The sequence below is a fragment of the Micromonospora sp. LOL_013 genome (genome assembly GCF_048060315.1).
Taxonomy (GTDB): Bacteria; Actinomycetota; Actinomycetes; order Mycobacteriales; family Micromonosporaceae; genus Micromonospora_E.
The window spans coordinates 143,342-157,422 of record NZ_JBHMIQ010000006.1 but is presented as its reverse complement, the minus strand read 5'-3'; the positions used below and the strand labels follow the sequence as shown (position 1 = coordinate 157,422).

General features: G+C 67.0%; 13 protein-coding genes. 1 reads left to right on the top strand and 12 read right to left on the bottom strand.

The window, feature by feature from the left end; genetic code table 11:
• Positions 1 to 16 precede the first annotated feature (16 nt).
• Positions 17 to 223 carry a hypothetical protein gene (locus ACFHWS_RS06425; RefSeq protein WP_416567805.1) on the top strand — a complete coding sequence of 69 codons (207 nt, stop codon included), beginning with the start codon at positions 17 to 19 and terminating at the stop codon, positions 221 to 223.
• Positions 224 to 416: 193 nt separating this feature from the next.
• Here ACFHWS_RS06425 and ACFHWS_RS06420 read toward each other — a convergent pair whose 3' ends face one another.
• From ACFHWS_RS06420 to ACFHWS_RS06365, 12 genes are all read right to left on the bottom strand, one after another.
• The gene (locus tag ACFHWS_RS06420) at positions 417 to 1,013 is read right to left on the bottom strand and encodes a hypothetical protein (RefSeq protein ID WP_416567804.1); all 597 of its coding nucleotides are present in this window, start codon (positions 1,011 to 1,013) and stop codon (positions 417 to 419) included.
• A gap of 154 nt (positions 1,014 to 1,167) precedes the next feature.
• The gene (locus ACFHWS_RS06415) at positions 1,168 to 1,749 is read right to left on the bottom strand and encodes a hypothetical protein (protein WP_416556945.1); all 582 of its coding nucleotides are present in this window, start codon (positions 1,747 to 1,749) and stop codon (positions 1,168 to 1,170) included.
• A 179-nt stretch (positions 1,750 to 1,928) separates the two neighbouring features.
• Complete coding sequence (locus tag ACFHWS_RS06410) at positions 1,929 to 2,174, bottom strand: hypothetical protein (protein WP_416556946.1); 246 nt, start codon at positions 2,172 to 2,174, stop codon at positions 1,929 to 1,931.
• A gap of 140 nt (positions 2,175 to 2,314) precedes the next feature.
• Complete coding sequence (locus ACFHWS_RS06405) at positions 2,315 to 4,822, bottom strand: nucleoside hydrolase-like domain-containing protein (RefSeq protein ID WP_416556947.1); 2,508 nt, start codon at positions 4,820 to 4,822, stop codon at positions 2,315 to 2,317.
• 797 nt (positions 4,823 to 5,619) lie between these two features.
• Positions 5,620 to 6,426, bottom strand: a complete 807-nt coding sequence (locus ACFHWS_RS06400) for a sugar-binding transcriptional regulator (RefSeq protein WP_416556948.1) — start codon at positions 6,424 to 6,426, stop codon at positions 5,620 to 5,622.
• A gap of 324 nt (positions 6,427 to 6,750) precedes the next feature.
• Positions 6,751 to 7,704, bottom strand: a complete 954-nt coding sequence (locus ACFHWS_RS06395; RefSeq protein WP_416556949.1) for a transketolase family protein — start codon at positions 7,702 to 7,704, stop codon at positions 6,751 to 6,753.
• Entirely contained in the window at positions 7,701 to 8,594 is an 894-nt protein-coding gene (locus tag ACFHWS_RS06390; RefSeq protein WP_416556950.1) for a transketolase, read from the bottom strand. The genes ACFHWS_RS06395 and ACFHWS_RS06390 overlap by 4 nt, the downstream gene beginning before the upstream one ends.
• A complete protein-coding gene (locus ACFHWS_RS06385; RefSeq protein ID WP_416556951.1) occupies positions 8,591 to 9,583 on the bottom strand; it encodes a sugar phosphate isomerase/epimerase family protein in 993 nt (330 codons plus the stop codon). Before ACFHWS_RS06385 ends, ACFHWS_RS06390 begins: the two co-directional genes overlap by 4 nt.
• 92 nt (positions 9,584 to 9,675) lie before the next feature.
• Positions 9,676 to 10,659 (bottom strand): D-ribose ABC transporter substrate-binding protein, encoded by a 984-nt coding sequence (locus tag ACFHWS_RS06380; RefSeq protein ID WP_416567803.1) that lies wholly within the window; start codon positions 10,657 to 10,659, stop codon positions 9,676 to 9,678.
• Positions 10,660 to 10,703: 44 nt separating this feature from the next.
• The gene (locus ACFHWS_RS06375; protein WP_416556953.1) at positions 10,704 to 11,810 is read right to left on the bottom strand and encodes an ABC transporter permease; all 1,107 of its coding nucleotides are present in this window, start codon (positions 11,808 to 11,810) and stop codon (positions 10,704 to 10,706) included.
• A complete protein-coding gene (locus ACFHWS_RS06370; protein ID WP_416556954.1) occupies positions 11,807 to 13,357 on the bottom strand; it encodes a sugar ABC transporter ATP-binding protein in 1,551 nt (516 codons plus the stop codon). Before ACFHWS_RS06370 ends, ACFHWS_RS06375 begins: the two co-directional genes overlap by 4 nt.
• The gene (locus ACFHWS_RS06365; RefSeq protein ID WP_416556955.1) at positions 13,354 to 14,022 is read right to left on the bottom strand and encodes a DUF2291 family protein; all 669 of its coding nucleotides are present in this window, start codon (positions 14,020 to 14,022) and stop codon (positions 13,354 to 13,356) included. Before ACFHWS_RS06365 ends, ACFHWS_RS06370 begins: the two co-directional genes overlap by 4 nt.
• Between the last annotated feature and the right edge of the window lie 59 nt (positions 14,023 to 14,081).

Below are 14,081 nucleotides of genomic sequence, written 5' to 3'. Positions count from 1 at the left end.
GATCCCCGATCAGGCGATGCGGGTGGCCGTGCCGACCGGCACGGCCGGCACCCGGTCGGTGTGCAGCCCGGCAGCGATGGTTTCGACCCTCGTCGTGGGCCGGGTCGACAAGGAGCTGGTGATCGGGCGGCGGCTGGCCGGCGGGGCACCGCTGACCGGCGAGAAGGAGACCGACGAACCGGACTTCACCGGCGCGGTGAACGAGGTCGGGCTGCCGATCTAGCAGCGGCTGGCCGACCACGACCTGTTCAACGAGTGGGTGACCCCGATCGGGTCGGCGGTGTTCGCGATCCCGCCCGGCTGCGGGCCCGGTAGCTGGATCGGCGAGAGCTGCTGGCCTGACAGGTCGGCGGTACCGCAGACGCCGGTGTGCCGGACCGCGGGGAGTGGTCCGGCACACCGATCGGGGGGAAAGGTCAAATCATCCAGCGGTTGCGCTGCACGAAGGGCAGCTTCGCCCAGAGCCGGCCGAGACCCCAGGTGTGGCCGGCGTACGCGGCGGCGAGGACGACCAGGACGACCGCGTAGACGATGTGGTAGTCGACCAGCGGGTTGGTGGCGTGGGCGGGTTCGCCGCTGGCGGTGACGCGATCGAGCGGGAACTCGGCGAGCCACATGAACACCATCATGAGGGCACCGGACGCGGCGGCGACGCGCAGCCCGATGCCGGCGATCAGGGCGATGCCGATGGCACCGAGGCCGGCCATGAACAGGGTGTCGGCCCACCAGGTGCCGGCGATCGAGTGGAAGAACGACTGCAGCGGGCCGACCTCGACAGAGGAGAGGAAGCCCTTGGTCGGCGAGCCGCCGTTGACCCAGGCCCGCTCGGCCGGGGTGGCGAAGCCGAATCCGAAGGTCTTGTCGAGGAACGCCCAGAGGAAGACGAACCCGGTGGAGATCCGCAGCACGGCCAGGGCCCGGGCGGCGGTGGTGGTCAGCATCGCGCCGGGGAGTTCGGCGTGCTCGAGGGGCCGTTGGATCGACCGGTGGCTGCTGTGCTGGATGGTCGTCATCGTCGCCTCCGCGACTCGCATCTCGCTGTGACGAGATCAGCTTCCCGCGTTGGCGGTTCCCGCCGCCTGAGGCGGAACACCCGTGGTGGTCGGGACTAAGGTCCCGACCACCACGGGACGTCCGTCGGCGCCGTCGGCGCTCCGCTCGTCGTGGTCAGAGTCCGGCTGCGGCGTCGTAGCGGAGACGCAGATCGGCCATCTCCGATTCGGTCAGGGCCTCCTTCATTGCCAGCTCCGCGTACTTGGCCGGGAACATCTGCTGCAGCCGGTCGACGAACATGATCTCAGCGGTGGCCTCGACGACCTGGATCCCCGGTGGCTCGGTGGACAGGTCCACGATTACCGGACCGGCGAGCTTCGGGGCGACGTCCCAGGGGCGGTCGGGTCCGGCGACCCCGCACAGGTGGAAGCCGTAGACGGTCCGTACGTCGGCGAGTGTGTCGACGTCGGTCGGCTCGTGGCCGTAGATGTGGACCCCGCAGATCACCGCCGGTGCCGGCTCGTCCCCGTTGGCCGCCTGCACGATGTGTCCGGCGTGGTTGTGCTGCTCCGGGTCCGCCTGTTCAAGCGTGGCACGCATCCGGGTCATGATCTGTCCACGCAGATCCGCCGGTGCCAGGTCGGGGTCGGCCGAGTCGACCAGTACGACCACGCTGACCGACGTCGCCAGCAGGATCACCGCCACCCAGGCAACGCGGTTTCGGTACCACCTGGCGAATCTCTCCCGTGCAACCATGGCTACTTCTCATTTCGTCGCCGAATCCGGATCCTTGGCAGATCAGAGTGGATATTGCCGACGGGGCAGCCCGTCGGGCGGAGCGGCGCGGGTGTCTGTCAGGTGCCGCGCTGTCGACGCTGCGATGCTCCCGGCTGGCCGCTGTCAACGCGGTTGCCCCCACGCTACGGCGATGTGAGTCATTTCAGCACGAGCGAACCCAATTCAGCAACATCGATGCCAGTGTGGTTGTAGGAACACTCAGGAGGTGCGTGGTGTTCGAGGAGTATCCACGTGATACTCCGTGCGCAAGGGGCGGCAAAGCGGGTGCGGACCGGGTTCTGAGGTTGGAGGTCGTCCGAGGCCGCATCACCGAAGGAGGCACCCTGCTTGTCGCTGCGTCCGGTGCCTTCCTGGCCGACGGAGAACGGGTCGAAGCTGATCACGGCGGCACCGGCGGAGCGGCGGGCGTGCTGGTCGGTCGGACCACAGGAAGCAGGGCGCCTCCCGGGCAGTCCAACAATGTCCTGCCTGGGAGGCGCCCCTTGGCCGCCGCTCCGTCTCCGCGGCCGGCGGCTGACCCGACCTACCGGACGTTGATCACCATCCGCCGGAAGGAGTACAGGTTGGGCGAACCGTTGTCACGTACCTGCAGGATGATGTGGATGCTCTGCCCGCCAGCGTTCGACGGGATCTGCACCGTGGCCGAGGTGCCAGAGCTGTTGCTGATCGACACGCTGCCGTTGTACGAGCTGGGCTCGTCGTAGTACGACCACGTGTATGCCAGCGAGTCGCCGTCTGGGTCGCTGGAGCCGGCTGCGCTGAGGTTCACACTGGAGCCAGCGGAGGCGGACATCTCCAGGACATCCTTGGTGGTGTCACCGTTGAGCACGGCGATCGGATGATGGTTGGCGCCGGAGTAGCTGCTGGTGATACTCCAGTCCATCCGGGCCGCGAAGTCGTTGTGAATCGCGGTGCTCCACCGGTTGATCGAGCTGCCACCCTCCGACGCGTCGGTGTACATGTAGTAGGGGTCGAACGACGGCTCGTGGTCTAGTCGACCACTGCAGGACATACCACGTACAGCGGACCTTTCGGCCGGGCCGAACCGACCGCCGAAGCCGCCCCAGTCCACGTGGTCCGGATCGGTCAGCCCGTTCGCGATCTGGTGCAGGAACGCCGGGGTGTCACCCTCGGTCGCCCACTGCTTGTCCGGGTACTGCGCCCCCAGCGGACCGTGGTTCTGGACGTTGGAGTCCAACCAACTGTCCGACGGCTGCCAGCTGTACACCAGGTTCTTTGCGCGGATGTAGACGAGGTTCGGGTAGTTCTTCGTCAACCACGCGCCCGCATCGTCCTGACCGAGGATGTCGTACACCCGGAGCTTGCTGATGAACCGGTTGACCTCTGCCTGGCTGCGAGTGTTCTGTACCTTCCAGACCGCTTGCGCCAAAGTGTTGCCGCCACCCCAGAAGTTGACCCAAACCGGCCGGGGATCGTCTCGGTCCACCGCAGCGATAATCAGCTCTGATCCTGGGGTGTCCCTACCCGAACCGACCGCGTCCATGCCGTAGCCGGTCTGGCCCAACTTCGAGATGGACTGCAGGTACGACAGGCTCGGGTAACCGTCTGCGTGTCGTTGCAGGTTGGACAGCACCTGGCCGTACGCGTTCAGTCGTGGATTGAGTAGATTGTTCATGTTGGAGGAGCTCTGCGTCGGCCGCCAGCAGCTGGTGCTGCCGATGATGCCTTCCAGGTCCACCTCGTTGGCCATCACCAACATACGAACGAGCGACTGCAGGTCGTCCGGGTCGGCACCTAGGTCGGTTGTGTTGATGACCCGCGGTTTTGCGGATGCGGCTCGTACCGATATTGACTTGGCGAGTGAGTTGGTGCGGCCGTCGTTGTCGGTGACGGTGACGGTGACGGTGTAGGTGCCGGCGGTGGGGTACTGGTGCGTGGTGACTGCGCCGGTCTTGATGGTGCCGTTGCCGTAGTCGGTGCGGTAGCTGGTGATGGTGCCGTCAAGGTCGAAGGATGCGGTGGCGTCGACGGTGATGGTGTCGCCGGGTTTGGGGTTGGTCGGGGTGACGGTGAAGGCGGCCACTGGGTCGCCGGGGTTGCTGGTTCGGGCGACTCTGATGGCGTTGACCTTTGCGTTCTCGATGTTGGATACGAATTGGATGTCGATGGTGCCGTCGCCGACGGCTACGGAGCTTTCGGTGGTGTAGGCGGCGTCCGCGCCGACTTGAGCGAAGATGTCGAGGTCGCCGACCTGTTCGGTGTCCTCCATGAGGACGTCGAAGCTTCGGAGACCAGCTGCGGTGTGGTAGACCTCGGCGAAGTAGAGGGTGACTGTGTAGTAGCCGTTGGGCACTGAGGCTGAGTAGCTGAAGTCGCCGTAGCGTTCGCTCTGGAAGAGGGTGTCGTCAGTGGTGCCGCTGATGGGGTCGCTGACGGTGTAGGTGGAGCCGCCGGAGAATCCCGTGTCGGTGGCGAAGGCGGTGCCGTCCGAGCTGGTGAAGGCGCTGCCGCCAGCGTTGACGGCGAAGACCGTCTGAGTAGGTGGTGCGGTGGTGGGTGGTGGTGCGGTGGTGGGTGGTGGTGCGGTGGTGGGTGGTGGTGCGGTGGTGGGAGGTGGGGTGGTGGGGACTGTGGAGCCGGTGCAGACGGTGCCGTTCAAGGTGAACGAGGTGGGTTTCGGGTTGCTGCTGTTCCAGGTTCCGTTGAACCCAGGGCTGACGGTGCCGTTGGTGGGTATGTTGCCGTTGTAAGAGGCGTTTCTGACGGTCACGTTGCTCCCGGACTGGCTGACCGAGCCGTTCCAGAGCTGAGTGATTGTCTGGCCTGCGGGGAAGGTGAACTGGAGTGTCCAGCCCGAGATCGGGTCGCCGAGGTTGGTGATGTCGATGGTCGCGCCGAAGCCGCCAGACCACTGGCTGGTGATGTTGTAGTCAACCCGGCAACCGGCTGCGGCGCTGGCTTGAGTGGCGACGGCTACTGTCGTGGTGGAAGCCACGACGAGCGCGGTCGCGGCCAGCGCGCTACGTCGGAGTCCGGACAGTCGAGCTTTCTTGTGGTGGGCAAGCCTCATCGGGCTTCCTCTCTGCCGCCCTAGTCAGGACGATGGGCGGCGAATAGCGCAGCTGGACCTGAGCTGAGCGCATTGCTGCCAGAAGGTGAACGGACATGTCGCCGGCTGCCGCCCCAGCTGCGGTTATGAAGGACGAGAGTTTGCGGCCGTTGCCCTCGGCCACAGAACGAGCAGCGCCCCCGGTCTCCCGAACGCCATATCGACAGTCATCATGGCAGACGAGAATCGCAGCTGCAAGGGTAGTCGGCACTGAATAAATATTCCGTGCCGGTGGGTGCACTGTTTCGCCTTGATTGGCGTCGGTGCTTGTGGGTGATCGGCCGGGCTGACACTTACCAGTAGGCGCTGCGCATGCGACAGCGAGCGTCGTCGCGGTAACCGCGCGACGCCGGAGTCCGCTAGATGGCGTTTTCGAGCCGGCAGACCTCGGCGGGGGCGTCCCTTCCTCTGCCTATTGCAGGCCGGCGATGCCGGAATGGGCGTAGCTGAGGGCGTGGGCCTGCTTCTCGCCGGATGGCCGGCGAGCTACTGCTGACCTTTGCCCTCAGCTACGTCGTCGAGGAATTGGGTGCGTCCGTTGCCGTTGCCCTCGGCCACGGAAACATCGGCGCTTCTGGGCTCCCAGCGCGTGTTGTCCACGCCTCATCATGCCAGTAGCGGTCGGGCGCTGCAAGGAAAATCGGTTATGAATACCTATTCGAGGAGGATGCGACATCGGTCGACTGCGGCAGTAGGCAATCTTGTCGACCTGCCAGACTTACCAGTTTCGCTGGCCTCGGCGAAACAAATCGGATGAGCTACCGGGAAGTAGGTCGATCTGGGGTGTCAACCAGGAGTTGGGCGACCGTGAGATCGGTGATGAGCACATTGACGTGCTTGCCGAGCAGCGCGCCGCGGATGGCGGCGAGCTTGTTCCGCCCGCCAGCGACGGCGACCCGCCGGGGAATCGTCTGCAACTCTGTGGGACTGATGCCAAGGATTCGGTCGCCGAGCGGGGTGTGCACGGCCTGACCTACGGCGTCGTAGAACCGCAGACAGACATCCCCTACGGCACCGCCGGCGCGTAGGGCCGCCTGGTCAGGCTCCGCGAGGGCGTTGCCGCTCTCGAGTAGCAGCGGCGAGGGCTCGAGGCTGCCGATGCCGACCAGTGCCATCGTCAGCTTAGGCCAGGTCTGCAGCACTTCCGCGACGGTGGGATCCCGCAACAACGCCTCGCGAGCAGCCTCGGTGCCGAGCATCGCCGGCGCCGGCATGAAAAGTGGCTCGGCTCCGGTCATCGCCGCGAATCGGCTCATCAGCAGGTTTGCGCGTACCTGCACGCGAGGATTCCCGACGCCACCGACGATCTGGACGACCTGATCAACGACGCGGGTGCGGGACGGACGCATCCGTTCGACGGCGGCCAGCAGAGTCGCGCTCCACGAGGAGATGCCGACCCGGTCACCGCCGGTGAGGGTGGTCTCCAGGTAGTCGGCTGCCGCCGCGCCCAGAGCTGGGAGCAGGTCATCCACGCTCGAGGCATCGACCACCACAGCCTCATGTAGATCGTACTGCTGCTCGATAACCTCCTCCAAGTCGGTGTGGACACCGGCCGGCAGCGACACGATCGTCCGGACGATGCCAATCTCAGTGGCTCGTTTGAGCAGCCTGGACACACGTGCCTGCGAGATGTGCAACTCATCGGCGATGCTGGTCTGCCGCATGTTTCGTTCGTGGTACATGCGGGCGACCTTCGCGACAAGCCGAACCTGGTCGTCGCTGTATGCCGCTCGTGGTTTCGTGCCGACGACATCCTCCTCAGCTGCGGCTTGGTGGCTGCCCTCTGGTACTTGCCCGAGGGCCGGTTGGCCGATCCCTGCCGATCGTAGCGCCCGCCTTTGGGCCGGCAGGGCGCACGCGTAGCACGGCCCACTCAGAGCCCGTGCGGGTCAGCGTCGAAGCACCCGGTGGGCCGCGTCGACGATGCCGGCGGGAGAGATCCCGAAGTGCTCCAGCAGCCATCGGGCCGAACCGGTGGGCGCGAACACACCGGGGACGCCGACGAACCTGACCGGAACCGGATGGTGCTGCACAACGGTCTCCGCGACAGCTCCGCCCAGGCCGCCCGTGGTCAGCGCCTCTTCGACGGTGACGATCGCGCCGGTGTCCCGCGCCGCCGCCACGACGGCGTCGACGTCGAGCGGCTTCACGGTCGGCATCGACAGCACGCGAGCCTCGATGTCAAGCCGACTCAGCAGCCCGGCGGCCTCCATCGCCGCGGAGACGACGGTCCCGTTGGCGATGATCGTGATGTCGGTTCCTTCGCGGAGCCGGACCGCCTGCCCGGCCACGAAGCGGTAGTTCTCGGCGTTGACCGCAGCGACGCCCATCCGACTGACCCGGATGAAGACCGGCCCTGGATGCCCGGCCGCCCAGCGGACCGCCTGCCCGGTCTCGGCGGGGTCGCTGGGCACGATGACCGTGAGATTGGGTATGGCACGGAGCCAGGCCAGATCCTCGATCGAGTGGTGCGTGGGTCCGAGCTCGCCGTAAGCCATGCCCGGGCTCATCCCGCACAGGTTCAGGTTGTGGTTGGAGTACGCGGCGTCGACCTTGATCTGCTCGAGCGCGCGGGCGGTGAGGAAGCACGAGGCGGCCGAAACGAAGGGTATCTTCCCGCCGTTGGCCAGGCCGGCGGCAACGCCCACCATGTCCTGCTCGGCGATGCCGACGTTGATCAGCCGGTCAGGAAATCTGCTGCTGAACTCGCTCAGCTTGCTGGAACCCACCGAGTCGTTGACCACCGCGACGATCCGTGGATCGGTTGCTGCGAGCTCGACGAGGGTCGCCGCGTAGGCGTCGCGGCAGTCGTGCAGGACCTGATCGGTCGTCAAGGTGCTCACTCTGTCTCCAACTCAGCGAGGGCGGTGGCAACCTGGTCGGCGTCGGGGACCTTGTGGTGCCAGGCGACCTCGTCGCTCATGAAGGTGATCGGATGGCCCTTCACCGTGTGGGCGATCACGAAGGTGGGTTTGCCGTCGGCCGGGGCGCGGGTGAGCACGTCGAGCAGCGCGCCGTGGTCGTGTCCGTCGACCTCGACCGACTGCCAACCGAACGCACGGATCTTGTCCGCGAGCGGCTCCAGCTCGTTGGTGTCGGCGACCCGGGCACCCTGCTGCAGCCGGTTGCGGTCGACGATCGCGGTGAGGCGCTCCAACCGGTGGTGTGCGGCGGCCATCATCGCCTCCCAGTTGGAGCCCTCCTGCAACTCGCCGTCGCCGAGGACGACGAAGGTGCGTCGACGGGAACCGTCGAGCTTGCCGGCCAGGGCGGTGCCGACCGCGATCGGCAGACCGTGCCCGAGCGGGCCGGTGTTGGCCTCGACACCGCGGACCTTGGTCCGGTCGGGATGTCCGTTGAGCTTGGACAGCGGCTGCAGGAACGTGTCCAGGGCTACCGGGTCGAGCAGGCCGGCGGCGGCCAGCGTGGCGTAAAGTGCGCCGGCCGCGTGACCTTTGGACAGGATGAGCCGATCTCGCTCCGGATCATCCAGTTGGTCTGCGGAGATCTCCAGCACGTGCAGATAGAGGGTGGCCAGGATGTCGATGACACTGAACTCGCCACCGACATGCCCCAGCCCGGCCGCGTTGATCATGCTGATGTCGCGCCGCCGGATAAGCCGGGCTCCCTCCCGGATGTGCGCGATGATCGCCTCCCGGCCGGCCTCGGGGCCGATTCGACCGAGGACGGGCAGCGCCGGGGTGTCGGGGGCGGCGACCGGTGCCGCGTTCATCGGTCCACCACCATCGAACGCAGCAGGGCGTCCTGCACCAGGCGTTGCGCGGTGAGCGCGTCCTGGCGGTGCTGCGCCTCGCGTAGCGCCTGAATGTCGAGCAGATCCAGACCTCGGTGCACCGCTTTGAGGAAGCGGATCGACAGCCGGGCCGCCTCGATGCTGTCCTCCCGAAACGGGAACTGGTCGAGCTGCCAGACGCCTTCCCAGTTGTTCACCCGCAGGGTGTAGAAGAACTCGAAGATCTCGGTGAGGTGGACGGTTCCGACCACCAGGTCGTCGTCCCAGCCGCGGAGGTTGTCGTTGACGTCCATCCCGTAGAGCCGGCCGTGGTCGATGAGCAGCTGAGCGGCGTCGGCGGGCGACTCTCCGCCGTACAGTGAGTGACCGAAGTCGAGCAGGACCCCGACGTTGTCCAGGCCGATCTGTTGGATGCCCAGCAGCGAACGGGCGGCGGAATCCCAGGTCATGTGTACCCGGGGCTCGCGTGGCTTGTATTCGATGGCGAACTTCAGGTCGGGATGAGCGCCAGCGAGCTCGCGCATGCCGTCGACGGCCAGCGCCCAGAGCTGCCGGTGGTCCACCTGGAACGGGTAGTCCCAGCCGTCCTGACCGGGCCATATCTTGACGTAGTCGGCGCCGAGCTCGCGGACGACTCCGGCTGCCTCGTGCATCAGGTCGAGCGCGGCGGAGCGCACCGCCGGGTCCGGGTTGGTGAAGGCGCCCTTGCTGAACCTGCGTAGGTAGATCTCCGGCGTGATGCCGATGGCAGCCAGGCCGGCCTCGGCAAGCGCGTCCTTCACCTCGGACAGGCCGACTCCCGCAGTGAACGGGTAGTTCAGATCGACCACGGACAGCTCACCGACCTCGCCCGCCCGGGCTATTGCTTCCAGGGTGGTGACAGCGGGGGCGTAGCCGTCCACCGCGTAGCGGTCGACGTAACTGGCGAAGTGCCACAGTCCGGCACCGAACCTCGGCTCACTAGGCATATCTATTCAACTCCGAAATCCGATTCACTAGAAGGTTACCAGAGCCCGGTAGGGGCACAAAGCTTCCCAGCGCCCCTACCGGGCGGCGTACGTCACTCCAGCGCGAACAAGGTGTACGAGTCGGCGTTGTCTGCGGTGATCAAGGCGCAGTCGATGGACTGCTTTTCGGGCTGACTGGCGGTACCGGTGCGAATCACCTCGTCGGCCTGTTCCACCGCGGTTTCGGCGATCAGCACGGCCGGCTGCAGGCCGGTCGCGAGCAACTCGCCGGCCTTGATCGCGGCCACCGCGTCCGGGCTGCCGTCGAAGCCGGCGATGACGATGTTGTCGCCCAGGCCGGCGGCCTTGACCGCGGCCAGCGCGCCCAGCGCCATCGTGTCATTACCCGCGATGATGCCCTTGATTTCCGGGTTCGTCTGCAGAATCGTCTCAGTCTTGGTGAACGCCTCCTGCTGGTCCCAGTTCGCCGTCTCCTGGGCGACCAGCTGCATGTCCGGGTACTGCGAGATCACACCCGAGTAGGCGCTGGAACGAACTCCGGCGTTGGTGTCGGAGGCCTTGCCGGTCAGCTCGACGTAGCCGCCGCTACCGTCCATCGCCCGGACGAACTCCTCGGCGACCAGCGCGGCACCCTGTGAATTGTTCGCCACGATCTGCGCGGTGGCCAGGCCGGTCTCGTTGATCTCCCGGTCGATGAGGAAGACCTTCACATCGGCCTCGACCGCCTTACGGATCGGGCCGATCGACGCGTCGGCGCCGGCGTTGTCCAGGATGATCGCTTTGGCCCCAGCGCTGATCGCCGAATCGATCAGCTCGGACTGCTTGTTGGGGTCGTCGTCGTGCGACGTTGACGTCGTCTCGTAGCCGAGCGACTCGGCCTTGGCCACTGCCGCGTCGGCCTCTGCCTTGAAGAACGGGTTGTCGTGCGACGGGGTGATGACGGCGATCAGCCCGCCGGCCGAGTCGGTCGAATCGTCGGTGGCCGGTGCGGTGCCGTCGTCGGTGCCGCACGCCGCCAGGGCGAGCGTCCCGGCGACCAGCAGTGCGGCCGCCCGCCTTACGGGAGAACGGAACATCGGTGCTGCCTCCTCAGTTGGGAATTTGTGGGGGATGGGGACGGCTACGGGGATGCCTGCCTCGCTGCCGTAGCCGCAGAGGAACGTTTCAGGCGTTGCTGGCCCTGATCGAGCAGTACGGCGAGGATGATTACCGCTCCCTTGATCACGATTTGCCAGAACGTGGAGACTCCGACCATCACGAGGCCGTCGGAGAGAAAGCCGATCACGAATGCGCCGACCAACGCGCCACGGACCGTGCCCCGCCCGCCGGCCAGGGACGCGCCGCCGATCACTACTGCGGCGATCGCGTTGAGTTCGAAGGTCTCCCCGGACTGTGGCGCGGCCGAGGTCAGCTCCGAGGCGATGATCAGACCGACCATGGCGGCGCAGAATCCGGACAGCATGTAGACCCACATCTTGACCTTGCGGATCGGTACGCCGGACAGTTCGGCCGCCCGCTCGTTGCCACCGACGCTGAACAACCAGCGCCCGAACGGCATCCGTCGGATCAGCACCATCGCGAGCAGGGCCAGCAGCACCATGATCCAGATTGAGGTGGGAATACCGAGCAGTCGGCCGCGACCAAGGAAGCCGAAGCCGGTGTTGCCCAATTCCGGGCTGCCTTCGAGCCGGGGGAACGTGGCGCCGTCCGAGATCAGCATGGCGATGCCGCGCGCCACGTACAGCATGCCGAGGGTGGCGATGAACGGGGCCAGGTTGAATCGTGCGACGAGCAGTCCGTTGACCGCGCCGACCAGCATCCCCACCGCGAGGGAGATGACGATCACCGCCCACACCTGCGGGTACAGGACGACGTCGAAGGAATTGATCTCCCAGCCCTGCAGCAGCACCCCGGCGACGATGCCGGACAGCCCCACGATCGAGCCGACAGACAGGTCGATTCCGCCGGTGAGGATGACGAACAGCATGCCCAGCGCGAGAATGGCGTTGATCGCCACATGGCGGGTCATCGTGATCAGGTTGCTGCTGGTCAGGTAGGTGTCGGACAGCGAAGCGAAGATGACCACGATGACGGCGAGGGCGATGAACGCCCGCAGCTCCAGGGCTGCGTCGCCCAGCCGGCGGGTCCAGCTCGGTCCCGATCGCACCGTCGGCCGGCGTTCGCCGGCCGTCGCGGTGGCCGGCTCGCTGGTGCGGATGCTGGTCATGCGGTCGCTCCATTCGACGGTGGCGGCGGCGTGGCCTCGCCGGAGGCCGCCATGAGCTGCTCCTTGCTGGTGGTCGCCGGGTCCAGGATCTGCACCACCCGGCCGCGGTACATCACCACCACCCGGGTGGCGGCGTTCAGCGCCTCGCCCAGTTCTGAGGTGGCGAACAGCACCGCGACACCCTGCCGGGCCTGGTCCGCCATCAGTGTGAAGATGTCCGCCTTGGCGCCGACGTCGATACCCCGGGTCGGCTCGTCCAGCAGCAGCACCCGCGGCTCCGTCAGCAGCGCCTTGCCGATCACCACCTTTTGCTGGTTGCCGCCGGACAGTGAAGTGATCGCCGCACCGGCGCCGGCGGCCTTCACCGTGACACTGGCAATCGTTCGGCCGACCGCGCCGGCTTCCTTCGCCCGGGCGATGAGCGGCCCGAGCCGGAGCCGCCGGATCGCCGCCAGTGACAGGTTCTCGCCGACCGACATGGTCTGCACCAGGCCGTCCCGTTGCCGGTCCTCGGGAACCAGTACGAGCCCTAGGTCGATCCGCTCGGCGATGCCCGCCGAGGCGACGTCCTGGCCGGCTACCGTGACCGATCCAGTGTGCAGCGGTAGCCGGCCGGCGAGCGCCTCCAGAAGTTCGGTACGGCCAGCGCCCATCAACCCGTACAGACAGACCACCTCGCCGGCGTGGACGGTCAGGTCCAAGCTGTCGACGGCTAGGCGAGCCGGGTTGGTCGCGTCCACGACGCTCACGCCGCGGATCCGCAGCAGTGGCTCGCCCGCCGGAGTCGTCAGCCTCGGGTACAGGTCGTCCGGGCTACGACCAACCATGTTCGCGATGATCCAGTTCAGGTCGACGTTGGCGGCGTCGTCGGTGGCGATGAGCGCTCCGTCGCGCAGCACAGCGACGTCGTCGGCGATTTCCAGCGCCTCCTCCAGGTGGTGGGAGATGTAGACGATCGCCACGCCATTGCCGGTCAGCTCGCGGATGACCCGGAACAGCACCTCGACCTCGGCTGCGCTCAGCGCGGACGTCGGCTCGTCCATGATCAGAACCCGGGTGTCGAGCGAGATCGCACGCGCGATCTCGACGATCTGCTGCTGACCTAGGCGCAGGTCACCGACCAGGGCGTCTGGGTCGATCGGCTCCTCCAGCCGGTCCAGCAGGGCCGTGGTGATTCGCCGCTGCCCCCGAGTTTCGAGCAGGCCTCCGCGCCCGGTGCGCTCACGTCCGAGGAACAAGTTGTCGGTGACGCTGAGGTTCGGACACAGGTTGAGTTCCTGGTGAATGATCGCGACCCCGTGCCGGACGGCGTCAACGGCAGACCGGAACGTCACCGGCGTGCCGTCCATCTCGATCACCCCGCTCGACGGCGTCTCCACCCCGGCCAGGATCTTCATCAAGGTGGACTTGCCGGCGCCGTTCTCGCCGAACAGGGCGGTGACGGCGCCGGCACGGACGCTGAAGTCGACCCTGGTGAGCGCCTGAGTGCCGCCGTACACCTTGCTGACCGCACGGGTACGCATCACGACCGGACCGGCGGTGGTCACGGTGCCACCGCCAGCTCGACCGGCGTCACCTGGATCAGCTCCGGGTTGCTGCCGTAGGTGAACGCACCCACGAACGACACCTGCTTGCCAACCGCGGCCTCGGCGTCGAACCCCGCCAGCACCTTCGCCTTCACCTGGTTGTTCAGCTCGGTGGCGGCGTCGGCGTACTCCAGCTGGTTGAGGAACTGGTCAAAGGTGATGAAGCCGGCGGCATCGCGTAGCGCGGTGCCGTTGATCGCTGGCCCGACCTGCAAACTCACCTGCACCCCCTCGGGCAGCCCGTCGATCTGCAGTGGTAGCAGGGTGCCCGCGACCGGTCCGGCCACGCCGGTGCCGGTGGCGGCGAAGGCGTAGCGGGCGTTCGGGCCGTCGCGGTGCCCGTACTCCTGCCCGGCCGCCGCCGGGTCGGCCGTGACCGCCTCCAGCAGCTGGGCGATGTCGACCGCGTTCTGTTCGATGGCCGGCACCACCTCCGTGTCGTAGCGCTGTGCGGCGTACCCGGCGGCGTCGAACTGCTGCGCCGCACCCGCGACGGCGGCTTCCTCCGCATCGACCACCTTGGTGGTGGACGCGATCGCGATCAGCAGCGCCACCAGGCACGTACCGCCGATCACCGAGGGACGGCGTAGCAACGCTACGGCGGACTGTCGGGTTGTCTGCGTCATCGCGAAGGTGCTCCTCTCGTCGGGGTTGTCGCGGACGGGTCGCGGCTCGTGCGGGTCGG

What these genes read in the sequence shown, in the direction of transcription:
- ACFHWS_RS06385 (WP_416556951.1), bottom strand. Translation starts at nt 9,583, where the DNA reads ATGCCTAGTGAGCCGAGGTTCGGTGCCGGACTGTGGCACTTCGCCAGT.
- ACFHWS_RS06375 (WP_416556953.1), bottom strand. Translation starts at nt 11,810, where the DNA reads ATGACCAGCATCCGCACCAGCGAGCCGGCCACCGCGACGGCCGGCGAA.
- ACFHWS_RS06420 (WP_416567804.1), bottom strand. Translation starts at nt 1,013, where the DNA reads ATGACGACCATCCAGCACAGCAGCCACCGGTCGATCCAACGGCCCCTC.
- ACFHWS_RS06380 (WP_416567803.1), bottom strand. Translation starts at nt 10,659, where the DNA reads ATGTTCCGTTCTCCCGTAAGGCGGGCGGCCGCACTGCTGGTCGCCGGG.
- ACFHWS_RS06405 (WP_416556947.1), bottom strand. Translation starts at nt 4,822, where the DNA reads ATGAGGCTTGCCCACCACAAGAAAGCTCGACTGTCCGGACTCCGACGT.
- ACFHWS_RS06425 (WP_416567805.1), top strand. Translation starts at nt 17, where the DNA reads ATGCGGGTGGCCGTGCCGACCGGCACGGCCGGCACCCGGTCGGTGTGC.
- ACFHWS_RS06365 (WP_416556955.1), bottom strand. Translation starts at nt 14,022, where the DNA reads ATGACGCAGACAACCCGACAGTCCGCCGTAGCGTTGCTACGCCGTCCC.
- ACFHWS_RS06415 (WP_416556945.1), bottom strand. Translation starts at nt 1,749, where the DNA reads ATGGTTGCACGGGAGAGATTCGCCAGGTGGTACCGAAACCGCGTTGCC.
- ACFHWS_RS06390 (WP_416556950.1), bottom strand. Translation starts at nt 8,594, where the DNA reads ATGAACGCGGCACCGGTCGCCGCCCCCGACACCCCGGCGCTGCCCGTC.